The organism is Porphyromonas crevioricanis, from assembly GCF_900167225.1.
Classification (GTDB): domain Bacteria; phylum Bacteroidota; class Bacteroidia; order Bacteroidales; family Porphyromonadaceae; genus Porphyromonas; species Porphyromonas crevioricanis.
The window spans coordinates 54586-78989 of the sequence record NZ_FUXH01000009.1 but is presented as its reverse complement, the minus strand read 5'-3'; the positions used below and the strand labels follow the sequence as shown (position 1 = coordinate 78989).

Here is a 24404-nt window from a genome sequence, read left to right as displayed (position 1 = left end):
TTATAGGTTTCAATTCCAATATGGTGCGATTGAGAGGTTCCCAGTCTGTGACCCGGCATTCTTCGCGCCCACGTTTCAATTCCAATATGGTGCGATTGAGAGCCGTCAAAAATACCAGTTATTTCCCTTATTAACAAAGGGTTCTTGCTACAGAAGAATTCGTTTTTTGTGTCTTAAAGTTGTCGAAGTGCATTTGTAGAGTACTACCGAGACTATGACGACTTAGTTATCTGCTTAACAATCAAATATTTCAAAGATCGCCTAAGGTTCTTTTGTAGAACTGTTTTTTTCTTTCCCTTACTTCGACAAGCCAACCGAGTTTAATCAGAGAAAAACATCAGTGGAGCATCGTTCCTTACCGATTATTTCTTTTTCTAACCAACGTTCTTGTCTTGATGCAAAGATAATGAGACTATCCTCTCTTTTGTCCATTAGCTTTTGGGCTAATCCTTTCAGCTCGAGAAGTTTGACTTTGGATATCTCACCTTCAAAAACAGAGTTCTGAATCCAGTTTAGGTATTTGCGACACAACTTTAGCATTTTGCCAACTCGCTTTTCTCCTATGTCATATACGAGTATGATATACATTACCAATACATTTTGAAGGGTTTATATTCTTCTATATCAAGTATATCCTTGACAATTTTATAGCACTCAAGTTTGACGAGATGTCTATAACTTACTGAGCGACCAAGTTTTCTATGTTGGATAGTTTCATTTAGTCTATCTTCAAAAGCTTGTATGAATAACTTTTTCCCAGAAGGGTTCAGAATACATTTATTCAATTGCTTGTCGAAGTGTCTTTCTTGTAATATTTGTTTGTTGAGGACTTTGAAAATCGTTCGATCAACCAAGATAGGTTTGAACACTTCCGAAATATCTAAACATAGAGAGTATCGTCTTTCTCCTGGACTATGCAGAAAACTTATTGTGGGATTCAGCTGTGTTTGATGAATTGCTTTTAAGCATAACGTGTAGCATATCATATTTCCGAATGAGATGAGAGCATTTACCTCGTTTTGCGGTGGTTGTTTGCTCCTTATTCCCATTTGAAAGTCGTTTATGATAAGGCTAAAAGCACTGTAATAGGTCTGTTTGATATTGCCCTCAAGTCCCATTAACTCTTCAATAGTCTTCGTCTCCTTCAGTACTGATACATATTTGTTGATCTGTTCTATTACGGGGAGTAGATCTTTACCTCGATTGTTGTAATAGGCTAGATTCTTCTGCATGTTGAAAGCGGCTCCAGAGATAAATTTTTGAGCAAGCTGGAGCCGTTTCTTTTTATTCTTGTGAGTTGAGACTTGAGCTAAAAGCATTTTCCCAGATAGAAGGAAATCGCGGGGCATAAATGAACCTGTATAGTTCTCGTAGTAGTCAAAGAAGTGTATGGGAATGTCATTGCTTCCAAGAAAATTGAATAGGCTACTGTTGGCCCTTAGAGAGCCAAAAACGTAGAATTCACTCACTGATTCAACTGGGATGTAACGGGCTTGTCCAATTTGCTCATTACCATTTTCATTTTCTTCAGTTGGCACGAAGCGCAGAGTATTGTCTTTCCTTGACAATTCTCCGGGATTAAATAAATAGTATGTCTTTTTCATAGTTCTTCTCCAGAAAAACAAAATTCATAGTAGCTGCATCTTTTGCAAATCGAGGACTCAATTGGAGGAGGGCATTGTTCTTGATTGATGAGTTGTTGAATTTCAATCTCTATTTTTTTGATTTTCTCTCTATCTACATCAGAGAGTAAGACCTCTTCTTTTTTTCTCAAAGAGGGATATTCCAATATTCCGATTGCTCCAAATATTCCATTCTGTTCCAATACATACAAGTAATAGAGTAGTTGAAGGCGATGTGCTGGTGAGATCTTGTTGGATTTTTTGATTTCATGAACAACTTTGTTTTTGGCATCATAAAAATCGATTTTGATTCCATCCAGCTGTAGCTCTTCGTATTTTTCTGCTCGCTGAGGGTATGCCGTTTCATGGATTAATTTCCCTTCATAGACCAAATCAGAAGTGTGCTCCATGGTGATTCCACTTGAAAATAACCATAGTTTCCTACGGCAAACTTGGTAGTAGTTAAAATGTGTCCCGGTGATGAACATAGCTGTAGTGTTGTAGAAATGTTTCTTGTAATCCTTTTCTTTGGTTCTATTGCGAACTTTTCCAAGCGAAGTCCAATTGAAGCATCCAATCGTATGTTTTCCTTACTCTTTCTTTACGAGGATCATAGTCGATATTCATAGGGCGAAAGGATAGGTTATAGAATTCGTGATGTGATTTTTGACACCTCCTATACGAGAATGGATATTGTCGTAACCTCTTGTACATTGCGGGGGAGTGACTGGAATTTTCTTTTTTTTGTTACGATCTCTCTTGTAGTTTTTTTGCTATGGCGAACTCTTTTTTCCTGATAGAGGAGCTTTAATTCAATAACTTTTGGGAGGATCATATAGGGTCTCCCTCGGAAAATAGTTTGTTTCTAACTCCTCGTCTGCGGTGAAGTTAAAAAAGATCGTCAATATATCCACTCTTTTGTTCTGAGAAGGCCTTTTTTAATTGTTTTAAAAATGTTCCTTTTTTATCCAGCAACGGAAGAAGTAGGCATTGTGCGATCTTGTGAAAGATTTCTCTTCTTTTGTTTGTTCGTGACTGATGTGTGAAAGATCCACGGCATCAAATTCGGAAGCTATTAGAAGTGGATGAAATTTTCCTCCTTAATGAACATCTGGTATATGGTTATTCTTTGGTATCTTTGTTGCGCTCAATGGGGAATCCTCAGGGGAGCATTTGCAAGAGATAAGTTTGTAAGTAATAAATAATAACCAAACAAAAACAAAGCAATTCATTATGAAGAAGCACAATTTCTATGCAGGGCCTTCTATCCTGAATGAAAAAGTGATCAAAGCTACAGCCGATGCTGTGTTGGATTTTGCCGGTACTGGCCTTTCTTTGCTGGAGGTATCTCACCGTGGTAAAGAATTTGATGCTGTGATGGCTGAGACGAATCAGCTTTTCAAGGAGCTGTTAGATATCCCAGCAGAGTATGAAGTCGTGTTTGTTGGAGGCGGTGCTAGTATGCAGTTCTGCATGGTTCCGTACAACATGCTCCGCACAAAAGCTGCTTACCTCGATACAGGTACTTGGGCTAGCAAGGCAATCAAAGAAGCCAAATTGTTCGGTGAAGTAGATGTTGTTGCTTCCTCCAAGGATAAAAACTATAGCTACATCCCCAAAAACTACACTATAGCGGATGATGTGGATTATTTCCACTATACATCCAATAACACCATTTATGGTACGGAAATTCGTAAGGATCCGGATGTAAAGGCTCGTCTTATCTGCGATATGTCTTCGGATATCTTTAGCCGTCCTATCGATATCAGCAAGTATGATATCATTTATGGTGGTGCACAGAAGAATCTTGCTCCTGCCGGTGTTACATTTGCTATTGTACGTAAGGATGCATTGGGCAAGGTTGAACGTCCCATCCCCACAATGTTGAAGTATAGTACACACATAGAAAAGGATTCTATGTTCAACACTCCTCCTGTACTTCCCATTTACTCTGCATTGCAAACCCTCAAATGGTATAAGGAAATGGGAGGAGTGAAAGCCATGCAAAAGCTAAACGAGGAAAAGGCTGCTATTCTTTATAACGAAATTGATCGCAACCGTCTCTTCGTAGGTACAGCTGCAGAGGAAGATCGCTCTTTGATGAATGTATGCTTTGTGATGAAGGAAGAATACAAAGAGCTGGAAGCTGCATTTGCTGACTTTGCGATCAAAGAACGTGGCATGATGGGTATCAAAGGACACCGTTCTGTAGGTGGTTTCCGTGCTTCTTTGTATAATGCTATGCCTAAGAGCAGTGTAGAAGCTCTCGTGGCTGCTATGCAGGAATTTGAAAAGAAACACTAATTCTTTCTCTTAATGTAGGGGTAGGGTATATCATTGATATGTCCTTCCCCTATTCTTTTTTTGTGTATGACTTAACTTCTCAAGCGTGTTGGTGATAGATAGACACCATAGAAGAATTTGAAGTCATCTTCTTGATAACAGAAAAACCATCACAACTAAATTATCTTCAAATGGCAAAAATATTGATTGCTACCGAAAAGCCTTTTGCTCCGGTAGCCGTAAATGGTATCAGAGAGATCATCGAAAAGGCTGGTTTTGAATTGACTTTGCTCGAAAAGTATACGGAGAAATCGCAGCTCCTCAATGCCGTGGCTGATGTGGATGCTATTATTGTTCGTTCTGATATTGTAGACAACGAAGTTTTTGATGCCGCCAAAAATCTAAAAATCGTGGTGCGTGCCGGTGCCGGATATGACAATGTTGACTGTGCTGCTGCCACTGCTCACAACGTTTGTGTGATGAATACACCGGGGCAGAATTCGAATGCCGTAGCTGAGCTCTGTATTGGAATGCTGATATATGGCTTGCGTGGGATGTTTAATGGAGCCAGTGGCAATGAACTGAAAGGTAAAAAGGTGGGTATCTTGGCCTACGGACATATCGGTAAGTTGGTGGCTGAGTATTGCAAGGCCTTTGGTTGTGAAGTATACGCATATCATCCTCGTCGTACAGATGAGCAGATCCAAGCCGATGGCGTAATCCCTGTACATTCTCAACAAGAGCTTTTTGAAAAATGTCAGATTGTATCAGTGCATACACCTTCTCGCCCTGAAAACAAAGGTTGCGTGAACTATGAATGTATGAGTAAGATGCCAGCGAAAGCCATTATCTTGAATTCTGCTCGCAAGGAAGTTTTTAACGAAGAGGATTTGGTACGTATCATGAAAGAACGTACTGATATGAAGTATCTGACTGATATACAGCCCGCTTGTCATGATAAGATGTGCGAACTTTTTGAAGGTCGTTACTATGCAACTCCCAAGAAGATGGGAGCTCAGACAGCTGAAGCTAATATCAATGCCGGGTTAGCTGCTGCCGAGCAAATCGTGAAGTTCATCAAGAATGGTGATGAAACTTTCCGAGTAAATTAAAATCAACCTTGCAAAAAAGATTGTACAATGGCAATAATCAAACCTTTCAAAGGGATACGCCCGCCTCGTGAGCTTGTTACGGAAGTTGCATCTCGCCCATACGATGTGCTTAACAGTGATGAAGCTCGCAAAGAAGCAGAAGGCAATGAAAAGTCTCTTTACCACATTATCCGTCCTGAAATCGATTTCCCGGTAGGTACAGATGAGCATGAGCCCAAGGTGTATGAAAAAGCAGCCGAGAACTTCCAAATGTTTCAGGACAAGGGCTGGCTTGTGCAGGATGGCAAGGAGAACTACTACGTCTATGCACAGACTATGAATGGAAAGACACAGTATGGTCTGGTTGTATGTGCTTATGTGGAAGATTACATGAATGGTGTGATTAAGAAACATGAGCTTACGCGCAGAGACAAGGAAGAGGACCGCATGAAGCATGTGCGTGTCAATAATGCCAATATCGAGCCGGTATTTTTTGCATATCCCGAAAATACAGAGTTGGATAAAATAGTAAGAAAGTACACTGCTCGCGAACCCGAATACGACTTTGTTGCTCAACTCGATGGCTTTGGTCACCATTTTTGGGTGGTAGATGAGGAGGCTGACATACAGCGTATCACAGAGCTTTTTGCCCAAATGCCAGCTCTCTATATAGCTGATGGCCACCATCGATCGGCTGCTGCTGCCTTGGTGGGAGCCGAGAAAGCCAAACAGAATCCCAATCATAAGGGAGATGAAGAGTACAACTACTTTATGGCTGTTTGTTTCCCTGCCGATCAGCTTACTATCATTGACTACAACCGTGTTGTAAAGGATCTCAATGGCTTGAGCGACGAAGAGTTTCTTGATAAGCTGACATCTCACTTCACGGTAGAGTGCAAAGGTGAAGCAATCTATCATCCTGCTGGTTTGCACAATTTCTCTCTTTATCTTTCCGGAAAGTGGTATTCTCTCACAGCTAAGCCCGGTACTTACGATGACAACGACCCCATAGGGGTGCTGGATGTGACTATCAGCTCTAATCATATTCTCGATGAAATACTGGGAATCAAGGATTTGCGTTCGGATAAGCGCATAGATTTTGTAGGTGGTATTCGTGGATTGGAAGAGCTTAAGCGTCGTGTGGATAACGGAGAAATGCGTGTAGCTCTTGCTCTTTATCCTGTATCAATGAAACAGTTGATTGACATTGCTGACACAGGCAATATCATGCCTCCGAAGACGACTTGGTTTGAGCCGAAGTTGCGTTCAGGACTTGTGATACACAAGTTGAGCTAAGCGACGTTTGAATAATTAACCGAATAGGGAAAGAGGGTGCGCTTCAAAAAGCGCACCCTCTTTCTGCTTTTAGTCGAAATTATAGTTGTTTGCATCTCAATATGTTGGTATTTATTGGATGTTTGCATGATGTCTGTTTGTATGGTTTTGAGTAGCTTTGGGGATGTTGAAAGAAAGAAGATACAATGGGTAAGATAATCTCTCTGGCTAATCAGAAAGGGGGAGTCGGGAAGACGACTACTTCGATCAATCTGGCTGCTTCTTTGGCGACTTTGGAAAGAAAAGTCTTGTTGATAGACATGGATCCTCAGGCCAATTCTACTTCTGGATTGGGGCTTGATGTTTCGGCCGGTCAGCCTACTATATATGAGTGTCTTAGTGGAAGTTCTTGTGTGAGCGATACCATATTGCCCGGTCCGGTAGAAGGACTGTGGGTTCTGCCCTCTCATATTGATTTGGTAGGAGCTGAGATCGAATTGCTCGAATTAGAGGAACGCGAGTATGTTTTGAAACGATGTCTGGCCCCTGTCGTAGATCAGTATGATTATATCCTTATAGATTGTTCGCCTTCGTTGGGTCTGATTACAGTAAATTCTCTGGTTGCCTCGGACTCCGTTATTATTCCGGTACAGTGCGAATATTTTGCACTGGAAGGCATTGGTAAGTTGCTCAAGACAATCGGGATTATCCGGGAACGCCTTAACCCTCATCTGGAGGTGGAGGGCTTTTTACTCACCATGTACGATTCGCGTACTCGCCTAAACAATCAGATCTATGAAGATGTCAAACGACATTTCTCTTCTTTGGTCTTCAATACAGTAATACAGCGTAATATCAAACTGGGTGAAGCTCCCAGTCACGGTCTACCTGCTTTATTGTACGACGCTGATAGCCGAGGTGCAATTAACCATATGCAACTGGCTGTGGAATTGATAAACAAACACAAGAAGAAACAAGCATGAGCAAGAAGTTCCCCCAAAAAGCTTTGGGCAGGGGGTTGGACTCACTGTTACAATCCGAACCTGTAGGTTCTTCCTCTATCTCAGAAATAGAAATAAGTCGAATCAAACCCAATCCTGATCAGCCTCGTAGGACTTTTGATACAGAGTCTTTGGAAGAACTTGCAGCCTCAATCAAGGCAATAGGATTGGTGCAACCGATTACCCTGAGAAAAGTGGGTAATATGGAGTATTTGATCATTTCGGGAGAGCGTCGTTGGCGTGCGTCCCAAATGGCTGGCCTTTCTACTATCCCTGCCTATATCCGTACGGCTGAGGATGAGACGATAATGGAGATGGCTCTTGTGGAAAATATCCAGAGAGAAGATCTCAATCCTATCGAAGTTGCTTTAGCCTACCAGAAACTGTTGGAAGGCTACCACATGACTCATGAAGAACTGGGCAATAGATTGGGAAAGAAAAGAGCTTCCATTAGCAATTATTTAAGATTGCTCAAGTTGCCGGCAGAGGTGCAACTTGGTCTTACTCAGCGAAAAGTCGATATGGGGCATGCCAGAGCCTTGCTGCACTTATCGGATCCAGAGCTACAGATAGCCCTCTATGCGCAGATATTGGAACGAGGATTGAGTGTACGTCAGGTGGAAGAAATGGCTCGTGAGATAGAATCCGGAGCATCTCAACCTTCTACTACAACTCCTAAGGAGAGACCTGCCAATCGCCCTCATTCTCCGTTTGCTGATTTGGCCAATCATTTGTCTTCTGTGTTCAAGACAGATGTGAAAGTGCAAACCACAACTAAAGGAAAAGGGAAATTGACAATTGCTTTTGACAATGAAGAGGAGCTGGAGCGTATCATGCTCCTGCTGGAAAATATAAGTAGATAGTATATCTCTAATGAGTTATTCGACTTTCATAAACAATCCCTTTCGCAAGCCACTCCTTTTGCTGTTCAGCTTGGTTGTATTGCTGTGTTTCTTTGGCTTTCCCTCCCATGCTGTATCTCATTCTTCTTTTGAGATAGGTCTGTTTGAGTCGAAAAATTTAGATCCTCTCTCGTATAATTTCGGAACAAGAGATTCTTTGGCTTCTTCCTTTTCTTCTGAAATTGTCCGACCTACTTTTTCGGTGAATCGATCACGTTATCCCAACTCTAAAATTGCAATACTCTGTTCTGCCATCTTACCGGGTGGAGGCCAGATCTATAACCGAAAATATTGGAAGCTCCCGATTGTTTGGGGAGCCGCTGCCACTTGTGCCTACGCTATTCTGTGGAATAATGATACATATACGGATTATGTGCAGGCTTTCAAAGATTACACCGGACCCGACCCTCTTGCCCATACTTCATGGCAGGACTATTTGCCATTCAATGCCAAGCCGGAAGAGTATTTAAATAATCCGCAGTTGAAAGATCGCTTGCGCAGAGGTATGGATACCTATCGGAGACAGAGAGACCTAAGCATAATAGCTGCCCTTGGTATTTATTTGCTCAACATATTGGATGCCTATGTAGATGCTGAACTATACCGCTTTGACATAAGCCCCGACTTGTCTATGCAGATACAGCCGAGTTTGGGAAGTTCTTCTTTTGAAGGCTTTCGGTGTGGTCTTGCTTGTCGATTTAGTTTTTAATAATCATATCTTTTCCTTTTTTGTGCCTACTTCTAAATACCATGTCCGCCTGACTATTGTTTTTATCATATCCGCTCTTGCTGTTTTTTTCTCCCGACAGGAAGCCCGTGCTTCTGATTCCGATTCCATCCGGGATGTGGGACAAGATTTGCCGAGCGAACATATTTCTCTGCCTAATAGCCTCGATGAGGAGTTGGAGCAACTCTTGGAGTTGTGGCTCAAAGGCTACTCACGTCGCACACAATCCGGCAGGTCTCTTAGACCATGTCAAGATGATGAGCGTACTGTTATTCCTACGACTCCGGACTCTGTGTATATTGATCGATTGAGTAAACTTCCAACTGTGATACCCGTAACTTTCAATCCTGTCGTCAAGGATTGTGTTGAGTTGTATGTCGAGCGACGCAGATCTTTGCTACGTTCGATGCTTACCTTGGGTGATCTCTATTTCCCGCAGATAGAAGAGGCCTTGGATAAGCATGGCCTACCTACTGAGCTCAAATATCTTACTATCGTAGAGAGTGCACTCAATCCCACTGCTGTTTCGCCAGCTGGAGCTTCCGGCTTGTGGCAATTTATGTTGGCTACGGCTAAGATATATGGACTTACGGTAAATAGCTTGATCGATGAGAGACTTGACCCTAAAAAGAGTACTGAGGCTGCTTGTCGCTATCTCAAGGATATGTACCAAATATATGGAGATTGGCTCCTCGTTATTGCCTCATATAACTGTGGGCCTGGAAATGTTAATAGGGCAATCCGCTCTGCAGGTGGGAAAGCAAACTTTTGGGCCATTTACCCGTATTTACCTAAGGAGACCCGACGTTATGTACCTCTTTTTATCGGGGCATACTATGCTATGCATTATCATAGTGAACACAATATTTGCCCTCGTGAAATGGGTGTACCCTTAGCTACTGATACTTTGATGTTGCGTCAGATAGTAGATTTTAAGCGTATTGAGCAACTCTCCGGAGTACCGGAGTCTGATCTCAAACTTCTGAATCCACAATATCGCAGAGGGATTGTTCCCGGGCATATTCGACCATATCCCATTTTGCTCCCTATGTCAGCTGCTTCAGCCCTTGATAAGCAGAGGGATTCTCTCTGTTCTCCTGATTTGAATATGAAGAGAGAAGGTCTGGAGCAGCATATTGTGGAAGTGGGAGACAGATCTGCGAGCAAATATCATAGGGTACGTAAAGGGGATACTTTGGGGCATATAGCTCGTACTTATGGAACTTCTGTTCAGAAGTTAAGACGACTAAATGGAGTAAGAGCTGGACGGTTGAAACCGGGAATGAGAATACGGGTACGCTAAAAGCCCCCAAGCTTCAGAAGTAGATCAAAGATGAGATAAAAAGAGAGAAAGAGCTCCTTTCAATCCTAAGGACAGGGCCGAGAAAGGGATGGTGGCGTCTGACATTTTTGTACCTCCGAAGGGAATCGAACCCTTATCTTAGGTTTAGGAAACCCACGTTCTATCCGTTGAACTACAGAGGCGCCTTTCCTTAACAGCTTTGCGAAAGTACAAAAAAGCAATGACTCTGTGTGTCCTTTTCGACATTTTGAACCTGCAATTTGGAAATCGCTCCCAAATTGTACGCTAAGATGAATTCCGGACAAAGGGCTAAATCTGCCAGTGTAAACCTTTTGAGAAGTCTGAGTCGACAGGTGTAAACCCGAAACAGAAGTAAGAAAAGAGTGCATAAACATCTAATAAATTCAAGCACGCCCACTGTCAACTTTTTCAGTACAAATCAGTGTTTCCGAAAGTAATACAATCTACCTCCAAAAGTGACGAGAGATTTTGAGAGACTATCGAGAGAATATTTTCATAACCTCATAACACACGTCAAACCATTCACATAATACACGAAAAACTTATGCGCAGTACATTCAAAATCCTATTCTACATCAATAAGAATAAAGTCAAAACAGACGGCACGACGGGCGTCCTTTAGGATGAGACAGCTTCAGGCGTCTCTACTGTTTTTCTGTATCAGTTCTATTGCTTGTTCCAATTGCTCGGCAAGACTTAGAGAGGCATCTATCCAATGAATATGAAGTCCTCTTCTTTCCATTCCTCGAAACCAGGTCATTTGCCTTTTAGCAAATTGGTGTATAGCTGTTTCAAGTTGGCTCACCATATCAGAGTAGGGGAGTTGCCCGATGAGATGCAGAGTTAAGTATTTGTATTCAAGACCATAATAAATAAGATCTTCAGCGTTAATACCACTGTTAAGTAACTTTTGGACCTCATCGAGCATGCCTTCGTTTAGTCGCTGTGTGAGCCTTTGAGATATGCGAGAACGTCTTAATTCTCGGCTCACAGAAGTACCAAGAATGACTGAAGGGATGGGAGGATAGACTTTCTCTTCTATTTGCTTTTGTCTGTGTATATAATCAGCTATTTCTATGGCTCGTATGGTACGTCTCTCGGTGTCCAGATCTGTTGTATTGTGCAGTGGTCCGTAGGAAGCAAGTATATCTTTCAGTTCTTTTGCACTGAGGCCAGATAATTTTTCTCTCAAGCCAGGATTGACAGGAACTTCAGGCAGATGATACCCCTTGAGTACTGCTTCTATGTATAGTCCTGTACCTCCGCATAGGATAATCGGTTTCCCTTTCTCCTTAATTTGATGATAGGCATGGTGGAAGTCCCTCATATAGCAATGTAGGTTGTACTTCTCACCAGCTGGCAGTATGTCTATGAGATGGTAGGGAATTTTTGTTCCCTCCACCTCATAGTCGGCTAAGTCCTTGCCTGTGCCCAGATCCATTCCTCGGTATACCTGCCTGCTGTCTGCACTAATAATCTCCGCTCCTAAAAGGTGTGCTAATCGGGAGGCTAAAGCAGTTTTGCCTGAAGCTGTCGGGCCGAGTATGGTGATCATCAGATGCTCTATTAACCTCTTTCTTTTAATATCACATCATGGGCTCCACCCTCTACGATGCTGGTACTGGAGACGAGTGTTATTTTCGCATTGGCTTGCAAATCGGCTAAGGTAGTTGTTCCACAGCTGCACATTGTGGCTCTGATTTTTCCCAGTGTAGTAGCCAAATTATCTTTCATTTTGCCTGCGTAGGGGACGTAACTATCTACCCCTTCTTCAAACTTGAGGTTCTCTTGTCCTCCACTGTCATACCGTTGCCAGTTTCTAGCTCTGAAAGATCCTTCTCCCCAATACTCTTTGACAATGTTATTTCCCAGTTTCATTTTTTTTGTGGGAGATTCATCGAAACGAGCAAAATAACGCCCCATCATCAGAAAATCTGCTCCCATGGCAAGAGCTAAGGTCATATGATAATCATGCACGATACCACCATCGCTACAAATGGGAATATATATACCGGTTTCTTCGTAGTAGCGATCTCGTTCTTTGGCAACTTCGATGATTGCTGTTGCTTGCCCACGACCTATTCCTTTCTGTTCTCGGGTGATACAGATAGAACCACCACCGATACCAACTTTGATAAAGTCTGCCCCAGCTTCTACCAAATAACGGAAACCCTCTCCATCTACAACATTACCGGCTCCAATAGGTAAGCGGTCTCCATACTGTTCCTTTACCCATTTGATAGTATTTCTTTGCCATTCGGAATAGCCATCGCTGGAATCGATACACACAATATCCACTCCGGCTTCTACCAGAGCAGGCACTCTCTCTTGATAGTCGCGAGTATTGATACCGGCCCCAACCAATAAGGTTTTGTTTTCTTTGTTGGATAGCTCCAGAGGATTTTCTTTGTGACTGTCGTAGTCTTTTCGGAAAACGAAGTAAATCAGTCGACCTCCTTCATCTATGATGGGTAGGGTATTGAGTTTGTGTTCCCATATGATGTCATTAGCTTCACTGAGCGAGATCCCTAATTTTCCGTAAGTGAGCCGTTCAAAGGGAGTCATGAAGTCTTCGATCTTCTTGTCGAGAGGGTCTGTACTAAGGCGATAATCTCGACTCGTTACTATTCCCATTAACTTACCATTGGGTGTTCCATCTGCAGTAATCCCTATGGTGGAGTGTCCGGTTTTTTGCACAAGCCGAAGCACATCGGCTAAGGTATCATGGGGAGTCAGATTAGAATCGCTTGTCACAAAGCCGGCTTTGAACTTCTTCACTTTTCGCACCATCTCTGACTGAGACTCGATCGTCTGTGAGCCGAAAATAAAGGACAAACCACCATTCCGAGCTAATTCTATGGCCAAAGTATCGTTGGACACAGATTGCATAATGGCTGATACGAAGGGGATATTGAGCTTGATTTTTGGTTCTTGTCCTTTGGCATATTTTACCAAGGGAGTTGCGAGAGAGATATTGTCGGGAGTGCATTCACTTGTCGTAAGACCTGGTATAAAGAGGTATTCGCCGAAGGTCCGAGATACCTCATTGATGAATTTAGCCATATGATAGGGATAGTTGGTAAGAGGTTCTTATTTGTATTCGTTCCAGCTTTTGATGCGTATATCGTCCAATCCTATTTTGCAGAAAGCATGAATAAAGGCTGAAGCCAAACGCGCATTTGTGATGAGAGGGATATTTAGGTCTATGGCAGCTCTCCTCAGTTTGTATCCATTGGTTAGTTCTCCGGCGGTAAGATTTTTGTTGATGTTCACCACCAGCTCTATCTCTTTCTTGTGTAGTAGGTCAAGTGCTTGTGGTTGTCCTTCTTCGCTTGGCCAATAGACTCTGGTAGAAGGGATATTATTTTCTGCCAAAAAACGATGGGTACCATCTGTGGCGTATAACTCATATCCTTTCTCTATGAGTAACTGAGTTGCCTCCAACAAATCGACTTTCTGTTTGTATCCTCCAGTTGAGAGGAGAATCTTTTTCTGGGGCAGACGGTAGCCAACAGAGAGCATAGACTTTAATATTGCTTCATCCGTATCATCGGCTATACAGCCCACTTCTCCGGTAGAGGTCATATCTACACCAAGTACTGGGTCTGCCTTCTGCAATCTGGTGAAAGAGAACTGCGAAGCTTTGATTCCCACATAGTCGAGATCAAATTCATTCTTCGATGGTCGTTCCACGGGGAGACCCAACATGACTCTTGTAGCCAGATCTATAAAGTTGATTTTGAGTACTTTGCTCACGAAGGGGAATGAACGCGAAGCCCGTAAATTACATTCAATAACCTTGATAGAATTTCCTTTGGCCAAGAACTGGATATTGAATGGGCCACTGATCTTCAGTGCTGTGGCAATTTGTTTGCTGATACGTTTGATCCGCCTAACGGTTTCTACATACAACTTTTGTGCAGGGAACTGGATTGTAGCGTCTCCAGAATGCACTCCGGCGAACTCTATATGTTCGCTTATTGCATACACGATGATCTCTCCGTTTTTGGCCACAGCATCCATTTCTATTTCTTTGGCCCCTTCTATAAATTGGCTTACTACCACCGGGTGCTGCTTAGATACATTAGCCGCAAGCTCCAAGAAGCGATGCAATTCTCCCTCATTGGAGCAGACATTCATTGCTGCACCGGAGAGTACATAGCTGGGGCGTACCAAAACTGGGAACCCTACCTCTTTGATAAATTCGTCTATATCGGCAAGTGAGCTCAGCTCTTTCCAGCGAGGCTGGTCTATGTGCAGGCCATCCAGCATTGCCGAGAATTTGTGCCGATCTTCTGCATTATCTATGCTTTGGGCTGTTGTTCCTAAAATGGGAACTTGCTCAGCATCCAAGCGCATCGCCAGAGTGTTGGGTATTTGTCCTCCGGTAGAGACGATCACTCCGTGTGGGTTCTCCAATTCGAGAATATCCATTACTCTCTCGAATGTGAGTTCGTCAAAATAGAGCCGATCGGAAATATCGTAGTCCGTACTTACCGTTTCCGGATTGTAGTTAATCATCACCGATCGCCAACCATTTTTGCGTATTGTTTGTAGAGCGTTTACCCCACACCAGTCGAACTCTACAGAGCTACCGATGCGGTAGGCTCCGGAGCCAAGCACTACAACAGAGTTGAAATCCTGCTGGCACTCAATATCGTGTGTCGTACCATTGTAGGTGAGATAGAGATAATTTGTTGCTGCAGGAAATTCGGCTGCTAATGTGTCGATACGTTTGACAACGGGCAGAATTCCCGACTGTTTGCGTCGACACCGTACATCATTTGTTTTTTGCTCCATCTCCGAAGCTTCGCTCTTGTAGATTGCTCTTGCAATTTGAAAGTCGGAGAAGCCCATTTGTTTAGCTCTGCGTATCAAGTCATCGGATACATCCTCTAAGCAGCTCGAAGATTCCAGCTCTTCTGCTGTTTGGACTATGCCGTACAATTTGTGGAGAAACCAGCAATCAATCTTTGTCAGTTCGTGTATTTTATCTACAGAATAACCCTGCCTGAAAGCCTTGCTAATGACAAAGATTCGGGAGTCGGTGGGTTCTCTTAGGGCTTGGTCTATGTCCGGAATGGTAAGTTCTTTGTTTCCAACAAATCCATGCATACCCTGCCCAATCATGCGCAATCCTTTTTGGATAGCCTCCTCAAAGTTGCGTCCGATAGCCATTACTTCACCCACAGACTTCATGCTGCTACCGAGCAGATGAGATACTCCATGGAATTTGCCGAGGTCCCAACGAGGAATTTTGCAAACGACATAGTCGAGTGCAGGCTCAAAAAAGGCGGGAGTGGTGCGGGTAACGCTGTTTTTTATCTCAAAAAGACCATATCCCAACCCCAATTTTGCTGCAACAAAGGCCAGTGGATAGCCCGTAGCTTTGGAGGCCAAGGCTGAAGAGCGGGAGAGACGAGCGTTTACTTCGATGACTCTGTAGTCTTCGCTTTCCGGATCCAATGCATATTGTACATTGCACTCACCTACGATCCCGATGTGTCTGATAATCCGGATAGACAGCTCGCGCAGTTTGTGATATTCACTGTTGGTGAGTGTTTGAGAAGGAGCGATCACGATACTCTCTCCGGTATGAATACCAAGAGGGTCGAAGTTTTCCATGTTGCAGACAGTGATACAGTTGTCATAGGCATCACGCACCACTTCATATTCGATCTCCTTCCATCCCTTGAGGCTCTTTTCTACCAATACCTGTGGGCTGAAGCTAAAGGCCTTTTCGCATAGTTGGTCAAGCTCTTCCTGATTATCGCAAAATCCGCTGCCTAATCCTCCCAAAGCGTAAGCGGCACGAATGATTACAGGATACCCCAAGCGAAGGGCTGCTCTGCGGGCATCCTCTATGTTCTCCACAGCTTCGCTACGGATTGTCTTGACATCTATTTCGTTGAGCTTTTCTACAAACAGTTCCCTATCTTCTGTGTCAATGATGGCCTGTACGGGAGTCCCTAATACCTGAACGTTGTAGCGCTCCAAAATGCCTGATTTGTAGAGTTCTACACCACAATTGAGAGCCGTTTGTCCGCCGAATGCCAATAGTATGCCATCCGGTTTCTCTTTGCTTATTACTTTCTCTACAAAAAATGGGGTGACTGGCAAGAAATAGATTTGATCGGCTACCCCTTCCGAAGTCTGTACTGTAGCGATGTTCGGGTTTACAAGCACCGTTTCTATACCCTCTTCTTTGAGAGCTTTGAGGGCTTGTGAGCCGGAGTAGTCGAATTCTCCTGCTTCTCCTATCTTGAGAGCTCCGCTACCGAGCAAAAGCACTTTTTTTATTTTGCTTTTATCTACCATGGTCGTTGTTAAAGTTTTTTCTGTAAAAGTCCGTTTACTTTTTCCGCAAATGCCTCAGGAGCATCCATATAGAAGTAGGATGCGCTTCCGTTTTTCAAATTTAGTTTCACCTCTCCTTTTTTCTCATTGACGATTTCGACATTTCGATACTTATCTAATGCATACGGTTGGGTGAAACGTGTACCCCATGAAAAATGTGCAAACCGATATGTTTGCAGCTTTTCATCTATAATTATTTCGGAACGATGGAAAGAAAATATAAATGGTAGCAAGATACAGTTGATCCAAATAGGGTAAAAGTTCCGGTTCAAACCGATGGAATCCCAATGGATATTCGATCCCAAGCCAATTATCCCGCAGGCCGGAAGAAGTATGATCAGAATTCTTAGGAGAATAACCGTTTTACTTTTGGGTGAGTACCCTTTTAGATAGTATCTCATCATGAGGTAAGAATTATAAAGAGCACAGAAATTCGTCAAAGATGAACATCGTATCTGTCGGCCCCCCACAAGCCTCGGGATGAAATTGAGTGGAGAAGAAAGGCTTGCTTTTATGGGAAATTCCCTCATTCGATCCATCGTTCAGGTTTGTGTAGAGCTCATACCAATCGGTTCCGAGAGAAGAGCTGTCTACGGCAAAGTTGTGATTTTGGCTGGTGATAAAGCACTCGTTGCTCCTTGTGCGTCTTACGGGCTGATTATGGCTATGGTGACCATGCTTTAGCTTGTATATCTTCCCTCCTGCAGCTAATGCCATTAGTTGATGTCCCATGCAAATACCCCAAATAGGTTTGTCCTGTTTGTAGGCTTTGCGAATATTATCGACAGTAATATTACAAACTTCCGGACTACCGGGTCCATTACTTATAAAAAGTCCTTCGTATTCCAGCTGGTGAAAATCATAATCCCAAGGAACTCTTATAACAGTTGTTTCCGAGGTGATCAGTTTGCGTATGATGTTTGCTTTTACTCCACAATCGACAAGCACGATGCGCTTTTTGCCCTGTCCGTAGGTAATCACTTCTTTTGTTGATACCTCTGCCACCAAATTTTGTCGAGAGGGTTCTGCAAAGGGAATACTTTCCTCTTTCTCATTATCGAAAATGATCTTGCCATTCATGGTCCCATACTCTCGGATATGTTTGGCCAAAGCTCTTGTGTCTATCCCGGCGATCCCCACAACTTTCTCCTCTTTGAGGTAGTCGGATAGGCTTTCTTGTGCATTCCAATGACTGTATTCTTGAGAATAGTCCGAGACGATAATCCCATTCATATGGATGCAGTCACTCTCCATGTACAAGGGGAGTCCATAGCTATCCTTTTCTCTGGAGGGAACACCATAGTTTCCGACCAGAGGATAAGTCATAACCATTATTTGCCCTTTATAGCTTGGGTCGGTCAGACTCTCATTGTAGCCATTCATAGCCGTGTTGAATACAACCTCGCCTGAGGTGGATTGTTCGTAGCCGAATGAGTAACCATCATACCGACTTCCGTCTTGTAAGATCAGGCTTGCTTTACGTACTGCTTGCATTGCTGTATTGTGAGTGGGTTTGTTTTTTTATGCTTTTTGGGGGGAGGAGAAGAGGAGAGGAAATATCCTACTTGCGGAGGAAACTTTCTTCGTAGTAGTTTATGTATGCTTCGTTTACCAAATGTGCTCCGCCGGGGGTAGGAAAGTCGCCGGTGAAATACCAGTCCCCGGGATGCCCGGGGATTGCTGAGTGTAGGCCCTCGATACTTTGGTATACGATTTCTATTTCAGTCTGTACTTCTGAAGGACGTAGCAGATCAACAATTTTGTCTGAGATTTCTTTTGCAGAGAACGGTTTGTACAAAGACTTGACTACATTCGGGACGAACTCTTCCAATGGCTTTTTTTGCAGCTCCAAAGCCTCTTGGTAGGCTTTTCCGAGCAAACTCTCCATCTTTCGCTCCTGAATGAGAGCTACGGCCGCTTTGAAAGCGATAAACTCGCTCATTTTCCTCATGTCTATGCCATAATAGTCCGGATAGCGAATTTGAGGAGAGCTGGATACTACAACTATTTTCTTCGGATGTAACCTGTCTAATATCTTCAGGATGGATTGCTTTAGCGTTGTCCCTCGCACTATGCTGTCATCTATCACAACCAGATTGTCCACAAATGGAGTAACGCTGCCGTAGGTGATGTCGTAGACATGAGCAGCCAAATCTTCTCTTGATTTTCCTTCTGTGATGAAGGTTCGTAGCTTGATGTCCTTGATAGCGACTTTCTCGGTTCGTATTTGTCTGCCGATAATAGCTCGAATGGCTTCTTTGTCTTTTGTCTCCAAGGCTTGCAGCTTCTGTATCTTTTCCTCAGTAAGATATTCGGTCAGCCCCTCCAACATCCCATAATAGGCCACTTCCGCTGTATTAGGAATGAACGAGAAGACAGAGTGATCCAAATCATAACCGATAGCCGTTAATATATCCGGGGTCAGGGCTCGACCGAGAGCTTTGCGCTCCTTGTATATATTCGAGTCGCTACCTCTGGAAAAATAGATCCGCTCGAAAGAACATGCCTTGTTGTCCAGTGCTGGCAATATCTGCTCTATGCGTGGGTTGCCTTGTTGATTGATCAGAAGGGCTTCTCCCGGCTTTAGCTCTACAATGTTTTCGGTCTGCACATTCATTACGGTTTGAATGACAGGTCGTTCTGAGGCCAAAACTACGATTTCGTCATCTATATAATAGAAAGCCGGGCGTATTGCTCTGGGGTCTCGTAGGGCATATTGCTCTCCGCTGCCCGTCATTCCGCACATCACATACCCTCCGTCCCAAAGAGGAGCTGCACTGGAAAGAACATTTTTCATCTCGATATTCTTCTCGATGAAATGTGTGATCTCCATACCTCTGTGGTGATGTTCGTCTTTACTGATGCGGAACAATCTCTCTACTTCTCGATCCAAACGATGACCCAATTGCTCCAGTAACACATGTGTATCACTTGTGATCCTCGGGTGTTGTCCTGTGGAGGTTATTTCGTCAAATATGGTTTTGACATTTGTCAAATTGAAGTTCCCACAAATAGCCAAGCATTTTGCCCTCCAGTTGGATCTGCGGATCATGGGGTGTACATAGGTGAGGCCCGATTTACCTGTGGTGCTGTAGCGAAGATGCCCCATATAGCATTCCCCGGCAAAGGGGATGCAGTCTTGGGCATAGCAGGCATCTTCCATCAAAGACTTGTCGAACTCACGAAAGTGCTTATGCACGCTGTCAAATATTTCCGTGATGGCATTGCTCCCCTCAGCCCGTTCTCTGAACAAGTATTCTTCACCCGGTTTGCTACGTAGTTTTACCACAGCCAGCCCCGCTCCTTCTTGTCCTCTATTGTGCTGTTTTTCCATGAGGAGGTAGAGCTTGTTGAGTCCATAGAGCCAAGAGCCGTACTTTTCTTGATAGTAAGGCAGAGGTTTCCGTAGCCGTATCATGGCTACACCGCATTCGTGCTTGAGAGATTCCATTGTATGATGATCTGTGCCATTATGCATACCGGGCTGCATCGGCACAAAAGCGTTTCGATGCAGCCCGGTTTTGTCGAGGCTTATTTCCTTTTTCGTTGTTGTCTTTGAAGCTCTTGCTGTTGCTTCTGGAGTTGTTCCATGCGAGCCACCCATTTGCTTTTTTTCTGTGGCCTCTTTTTGTTTTCTTCCATCTTAGCCAAGAGCTTTTCTTCATTGATGCCGAATCGGAAGAAAATATACTGCAATATCGTGATGAGAGTCGATATGAAGTAGTAGTAGCATAGGCCGGACGAATTGCTGTTGAAGAATACAAGGAACATCACAGTCATGATGTAGGGCATATACTTAAAGCCTGGCATCTGAGCCTGACCGGTAGAGCTTTGGCTCATCGTATACTTGGTGTAGATGACGTTGGTGATGGCCCACAGCAAACAAAACAAACTGATGTGATTGCCAAAGTAGGTGGAGATAATCGGTATGTGTACATCCCAAGACAGGATGGGGTCGTAGGTAGACAAGTCTTTTGCCCATAAGAAACTTTCCCCCCTGAGAAGTATGGATGTTGGGAAATACATATATAAAGCGATGAGGAAAGGCATTTGGAGTAGCATCGGCAAGCATCCGCTCATCGGGCTGGCTCCAGCAGCCCTGTAGAGGGACATCGTTTCCTGATTTCGCTTGAGCATCATGCTTTGTTCATTTCCCGGATATTTTGCATTGATGGCTTCCACTTGTGGTTTTAGAACTCTCATCTTGGCCTGAGACATATAGCTTTTGTAGGTCAGAGGAGACAAGAGAAGTTTGATCAGGATTGTGAGAAGAAGGATAATAATACCCCAATTGGATACAAAACCACTCAGGAGATTGACAGTCGGAATAATCAAGAACTGGTTGATCCAGCGGAATACGCTCGCACCCAAATATACCAGTTGATCCAACTCCAAGCTCTCTTTGTTTCCCGAGAGTTCCGCATCGTAGCCACGCAGCAAGTTGTAGTCATTAGGCCCAAGGAAGAGGGTAAATTCTGCTTGAGAGTTGTCGTTCACACTGAAGGGGAACGAGGTACGCATACTACATTCCTTGGTGTATTCGCTGTCCTCTGCAAATGTTTTGATCTCAAATATATTGTTCTCAAAAGCATCGTTGTCGGATATAAGTACTGTACTAAAGTATTTATCCTTGAATGCAATCCATCGAATAGGCTCCTTGATATTTTCTTTGGCTTCATTTTTGGTAGGCGAAAGACTTTCCATTTCACCTCCTCTGTACTTGTAGTATATGGAAGTGTACTGGTTTTCAAATTTCCATGACTTCTCCTGGGTGCGCATTTTTTGAGTCCATTCAAGATCTTGGAAACTCATATTTGCAGGCAGAAGCCTATTCAGCCCCTCTCCCCTGATAGAGATACCCAATCTGTAATCATTGCGAGGCAGTGTGTAGGTGATATCCATATGGGATAGACTGTCCACTGGCAGACGCATCGTGAGACTGGTATCGGAGGCATTGAGCACAGAGAAATAAAGATCCTCGGTATTTACCAATCTGTTATCTATGGTCAGAAGGGGAAGATTAACTCTTATATCCTCCTTGGCAAAGAGGTATAGAGGTTTGTCTTCCTGTGCCTTATATTGTAGCAGTTCGGCCTGTACGGGGGATCCCCCCTTTGTGTCGAAGGCAATGCTCAAAAGTTCATTTTTGAGAGTTATCTGACGAGATTCTCCAACAGAAACACCGGATAGGACTCCATACTTTTGCATTGAGGAGGACAGAAGTACGGAGTCAGCCGAGAGGCTATCCATCGGCAGAGTTGTGGCTGGCGTCTGTTGTGCTTTTTGTGAAAGAGCAATGGTATCGCTCTGTGGAATGTTGTCTATTACCGGGGAAGTCTCTTCCGGTTTGTTCAGAATGCTGAAACCGATGATGATAGCACCGATCAGCAGCATTCCCCAAAGGGTATTCTTATCCATCGAGTGGGGTTGTTTGTTTTTTATTTGCTTTTGATAGCTGCCTTTATGAAGCTCAGGAATAATGGATTGGGATTAACCACCGTGCTATTGTATTCCGGATGGAATTGCACACCTATATAAAAGGGATGATCTTCCAACTCTACTGCCTCTACGAGACTGGTCTCCGGATTTTCCCCCACACAGGGCATTCCATTTTCCTCAAAGAGGTTGCGGTATTTGCTGTTGAACTCGAAACGGTGACGATGACGCTCACTGATGAAATCCTTGCCATAAGCTTGAGCGATCTTGGATCCCTTACGCAAGACACAGTCATAAGCTCCCAGTCTCATGGAGCCTCCTAAGTCCGAAATCGTCTTTTGTTCCTCCATCAAGTCAATTACCTTGTCCTTGCAGTTGGGAGACATCTCGGAGCTGTGAGCTTCGGTAAGGCCTAATACATTGTGGGCAAACTCAATCACCATACATTGCATACCCAGACAAATCCCCAGAGTTGGGATCTTGTTGGTGCGAGTATACTTGAGAGCGGAGAGTTTCCCTTCGATGCCCCTTCCTCCGAAGCCCGGGGCAATGAGTACGCCATCCATGCCATGCAGCAACTCAGCTGCATTATCATCGTTGATTTTTTCGCTGTGTATAGAGACCAAATTGAGTTTGCGATTGTTGTATATGGCAGCCTGCAAAAGACTTTCATCGATAGATTTATAGGCATCCTGCAATTCCACATACTTGCCAACCAATGCAATATTGACAACCTCGGTAGCCGCATTTCTCAAAGACAAGAAGTCTTTCCAGCGTTTCAAGTCCGACGTTGTCCCTCCATTGAGTTTCATTTTACGTAATACGGTCTCATCCATTTTCTGTCTTTGCAGCATCAAGGGGACTTCGTAGATTGTCGGAACATCCACACTTTGAACAACGGAGTCCTCCGATACATTACAGAAGAGAGCTACTTTTTTCAGGACTTCCTCCCCCAGCACATGCTCTGTTCGTAAAACCAGAATATCGGGTTGGATACCGACCTCTTGCAGCTGTTTTACAGAGTGCTGAGTCGGTTTGGTCTTCACTTCCCCTGCTGCAGCTATAAAAGGGACATAGGTCAAGTGTACACAAAGACAATTTGTGCCCAATTCCCATTTAAGCTGACGCATACTCTCCAAGAAGGGGAGTGATTCGATGTCCCCCACTGTGCCTCCGATCTCGGTGATCACAAAGTCTACTTGTTGCTTTTGTGCCAGAAGTTTTACGTTGCGTTTAATCTCATCCGTAATATGTGGCACTACTTGCACTGTTTTGCCCAAATAATCTCCTTTGCGTTCCTTGCGGATAACGTTCTGATATATTCTACCGGTGGTGATGTTGTTGGCGCGGGTCATGGAGACATTGAGAAATCTCTCATAGTGTCCCAAGTCAAGATCCGCCTCATGCCCATCGCAAGTTACATAGCACTCTCCGTGTTCGTAAGGGTTGAGGGTTCCTGGATCGATATTGATGTATGGATCGAATTTTTGGATAGTCACCTTAAATCCTCTGGATTGCAACAGTTTACCCAAAGATGCAGCTATGATCCCTTTGCCAAGCGACGAGACGACGCCACCTGTTACGAATATGTGCTTTGTTTCTGCCACGGCTTTTATTCTTTCGATTATCTGTTTGGATGAAAATTCAAAAGGAGAACTGTACATCCACTGATTGGGTGCAAAGGTAATGAATATCCACCGATTTTTAGAGGAATTTCCTCTCGGATCGACACCTATACTCCCTATAATGGAGAGACCGTTGTAGGAGGTTTCAGAAAGGGGATATGAAAGAAGTCTTTGGGAGGCTTTACAGAGTAGAAAGTGTATATGATAGAGGTATATCAAAGCAGATAATCAAACTCAAATATTGGAGACAAGATAGTAAGGATTCTGCTTATAAGAATCTTGAAAGTCCTTGTTTCTCTCTGTCAAATCTGATGTGTTTTGTAAATTTTATACCCATGGAAAAACCGGAAAAATAGACGAAAAAGAGTCTCCAAAAATAAGTGGACGTAACCCTCTTTTGTGGGCTTTATGGTGACCTCCCAGAATGCCGATGAATAGGGCATTCTGAGAGGGTCAAAATTCTCTCCTGTGAGAAATTTTGCTAACACGGGAGAAAAAGTTTGCTCTCACAGGAGAGAATTTTGCTCTCTCCCGTGTTAGCAAAAAATGTCTCCTATCAGGATCAAAAAAGAGAGAAAATACATCCCAAACAGCTCTTGATCTGCGTACAAAAAATACTTCAAAAACAAAATATAAAAACATATAGATAAATGTAAATATACATTTTGGCGTTGCCTATTAAGAGAGGATTGTCTTGGGAGTATTGGTGGAGACTCTCATTTTCTATGGTTCGATAAATGTCGAAGCATACAGAATAACCC

At 43.5% G+C, this 24404-nt stretch carries 17 protein-coding genes and 1 tRNA gene; 7 read left to right on the top strand and 11 right to left on the bottom strand.

Annotated elements, in window-relative coordinates:
* Positions 1-324 precede the first annotated feature (324 nt).
* From cas2 to cas4, 3 genes are read right to left on the bottom strand one after another with little or no spacing between them, the layout of a single operon-like run.
* Positions 325-588 carry a CRISPR-associated endonuclease Cas2 gene (cas2, locus tag B5D48_RS06190; RefSeq protein ID WP_023937823.1) on the bottom strand — a complete coding sequence of 88 codons (264 nt, stop codon included), beginning with the start codon at positions 586-588 and terminating at the stop codon, positions 325-327.
* Positions 588-1604 carry a type I-B CRISPR-associated endonuclease Cas1b gene (gene cas1b / locus B5D48_RS06185; RefSeq protein WP_023937824.1) on the bottom strand — a complete coding sequence of 339 codons (1017 nt, stop codon included), beginning with the start codon at positions 1602-1604 and terminating at the stop codon, positions 588-590. The genes cas2 and cas1b overlap by 1 nt, the downstream gene beginning before the upstream one ends.
* Entirely contained in the window at positions 1601-2110 is a 510-nt protein-coding gene (cas4, locus tag B5D48_RS06180) for a CRISPR-associated protein Cas4 (protein ID WP_036888678.1), read from the bottom strand. Before cas4 ends, cas1b begins: the two co-directional genes overlap by 4 nt.
* 745 nt (positions 2111-2855) lie before the next feature.
* Between cas4 and serC the strand changes: the two genes are divergently transcribed.
* The 7 genes from serC (at position 2856) to B5D48_RS06145 (ending at position 10204) form a co-directional block, all read left to right on the top strand.
* Positions 2856-3926 carry a 3-phosphoserine/phosphohydroxythreonine transaminase gene (serC, locus tag B5D48_RS06175; RefSeq protein WP_023937830.1) on the top strand — a complete coding sequence of 357 codons (1071 nt, stop codon included), beginning with the start codon at positions 2856-2858 and terminating at the stop codon, positions 3924-3926.
* Positions 3927-4096: 170 nt separating this feature from the next.
* Positions 4097-5017 carry an NAD(P)-dependent oxidoreductase gene (locus tag B5D48_RS06170; RefSeq protein ID WP_023940233.1) on the top strand — a complete coding sequence of 307 codons (921 nt, stop codon included), beginning with the start codon at positions 4097-4099 and terminating at the stop codon, positions 5015-5017.
* Positions 5018-5044: 27 nt separating this feature from the next.
* Complete coding sequence (locus B5D48_RS06165; protein ID WP_023937834.1) at positions 5045-6292, top strand: DUF1015 domain-containing protein; 1248 nt, start codon at positions 5045-5047, stop codon at positions 6290-6292.
* A 185-nt stretch (positions 6293-6477) separates the two neighbouring features.
* Positions 6478-7254, top strand: coding sequence for a ParA family protein (locus tag B5D48_RS06160; protein ID WP_023937545.1), 777 nt, complete (start codon positions 6478-6480; stop codon positions 7252-7254).
* Positions 7251-8135, top strand: a complete 885-nt coding sequence (locus tag B5D48_RS06155; protein ID WP_023937547.1) for a ParB/RepB/Spo0J family partition protein — start codon at positions 7251-7253, stop codon at positions 8133-8135. The genes B5D48_RS06160 and B5D48_RS06155 overlap by 4 nt, the downstream gene beginning before the upstream one ends.
* Positions 8136-8376: 241 nt before the next feature.
* Entirely contained in the window at positions 8377-8883 is a 507-nt protein-coding gene (locus B5D48_RS06150) for a DUF5683 domain-containing protein (RefSeq protein ID WP_143742818.1), read from the top strand.
* A gap of 22 nt (positions 8884-8905) precedes the next feature.
* On the top strand, positions 8906-10204 hold the full coding sequence (locus B5D48_RS06145; protein ID WP_036888827.1) for a lytic transglycosylase domain-containing protein: 1299 nt from the start codon (positions 8906-8908) through the stop codon (positions 10202-10204).
* 110 nt (positions 10205-10314) lie between these two features.
* On the opposite strand, the gene B5D48_RS06140 is transcribed toward B5D48_RS06145, so the two are convergent.
* From B5D48_RS06140 to B5D48_RS06100, 8 genes are all read right to left on the bottom strand, one after another.
* Positions 10315-10386: transfer RNA gene (locus B5D48_RS06140), tRNA-Arg, on the bottom strand.
* 473 nt (positions 10387-10859) lie between these two features.
* Entirely contained in the window at positions 10860-11780 is a 921-nt protein-coding gene (gene miaA / locus B5D48_RS06135; protein WP_023937554.1) for a tRNA (adenosine(37)-N6)-dimethylallyltransferase MiaA, read from the bottom strand.
* An 11-nt stretch (positions 11781-11791) separates the two neighbouring features.
* Positions 11792-13288: an IMP dehydrogenase gene (locus tag B5D48_RS06130; protein WP_023937556.1), complete on the bottom strand. Its 1497-nt coding sequence runs from the start codon at positions 13286-13288 to the stop codon at positions 11792-11794.
* 27 nt (positions 13289-13315) lie between these two features.
* Positions 13316-16543 (bottom strand): carbamoyl-phosphate synthase (glutamine-hydrolyzing) large subunit, encoded by a 3228-nt coding sequence (carB, locus tag B5D48_RS06125; protein ID WP_023937557.1) that lies wholly within the window; start codon positions 16541-16543, stop codon positions 13316-13318.
* A gap of 453 nt (positions 16544-16996) precedes the next feature.
* A complete protein-coding gene (gene carA, locus B5D48_RS06115; RefSeq protein WP_023937559.1) occupies positions 16997-18076 on the bottom strand; it encodes a glutamine-hydrolyzing carbamoyl-phosphate synthase small subunit in 1080 nt (359 codons plus the stop codon).
* Between the two features lie 67 nt (positions 18077-18143).
* Positions 18144-20033 carry an amidophosphoribosyltransferase gene (locus B5D48_RS06110; protein WP_036888828.1) on the bottom strand — a complete coding sequence of 630 codons (1890 nt, stop codon included), beginning with the start codon at positions 20031-20033 and terminating at the stop codon, positions 18144-18146.
* A gap of 80 nt (positions 20034-20113) precedes the next feature.
* Positions 20114-22000 carry a membrane protein insertase YidC gene (gene yidC / locus B5D48_RS06105; RefSeq protein WP_023937561.1) on the bottom strand — a complete coding sequence of 629 codons (1887 nt, stop codon included), beginning with the start codon at positions 21998-22000 and terminating at the stop codon, positions 20114-20116.
* A 20-nt stretch (positions 22001-22020) separates the two neighbouring features.
* Positions 22021-23625, bottom strand: a complete 1605-nt coding sequence (locus B5D48_RS06100; protein WP_042120295.1) for a CTP synthase — start codon at positions 23623-23625, stop codon at positions 22021-22023.
* Between the last annotated feature and the right edge of the window lie 779 nt (positions 23626-24404).

Bases quoted from the DNA above. Each gene is read 5' to 3' on its own strand.
- cas2 (WP_023937823.1), bottom strand. From the start codon at position 588: ATGTATATCATACTCGTATATGACATAGGAGAAAAGCGAGTTGGCAAA.
- cas1b (WP_023937824.1), bottom strand. From the start codon at position 1,604: ATGAAAAAGACATACTATTTATTTAATCCCGGAGAATTGTCAAGGAAA.
- B5D48_RS06165 (WP_023937834.1), top strand. From the start codon at position 5,045: ATGGCAATAATCAAACCTTTCAAAGGGATACGCCCGCCTCGTGAGCTT.
- serC (WP_023937830.1), top strand. From the start codon at position 2,856: ATGAAGAAGCACAATTTCTATGCAGGGCCTTCTATCCTGAATGAAAAA.
- cas4 (WP_036888678.1), bottom strand. From the start codon at position 2,110: ATGTTCATCACCGGGACACATTTTAACTACTACCAAGTTTGCCGTAGG.
- B5D48_RS06160 (WP_023937545.1), top strand. From the start codon at position 6,478: ATGGGTAAGATAATCTCTCTGGCTAATCAGAAAGGGGGAGTCGGGAAG.
- miaA (WP_023937554.1), bottom strand. From the start codon at position 11,780: ATGATCACCATACTCGGCCCGACAGCTTCAGGCAAAACTGCTTTAGCC.
- carA (WP_023937559.1), bottom strand. From the start codon at position 18,076: ATGCAAGCAGTACGTAAAGCAAGCCTGATCTTACAAGACGGAAGTCGG.
- B5D48_RS06170 (WP_023940233.1), top strand. From the start codon at position 4,097: ATGGCAAAAATATTGATTGCTACCGAAAAGCCTTTTGCTCCGGTAGCC.
- yidC (WP_023937561.1), bottom strand. From the start codon at position 22,000: ATGGATAAGAATACCCTTTGGGGAATGCTGCTGATCGGTGCTATCATC.
- B5D48_RS06130 (WP_023937556.1), bottom strand. From the start codon at position 13,288: ATGGCTAAATTCATCAATGAGGTATCTCGGACCTTCGGCGAATACCTC.
- carB (WP_023937557.1), bottom strand. From the start codon at position 16,543: ATGGTAGATAAAAGCAAAATAAAAAAAGTGCTTTTGCTCGGTAGCGGA.
- B5D48_RS06155 (WP_023937547.1), top strand. From the start codon at position 7,251: ATGAGCAAGAAGTTCCCCCAAAAAGCTTTGGGCAGGGGGTTGGACTCA.
- B5D48_RS06110 (WP_036888828.1), bottom strand. From the start codon at position 20,033: ATGGAATCTCTCAAGCACGAATGCGGTGTAGCCATGATACGGCTACGG.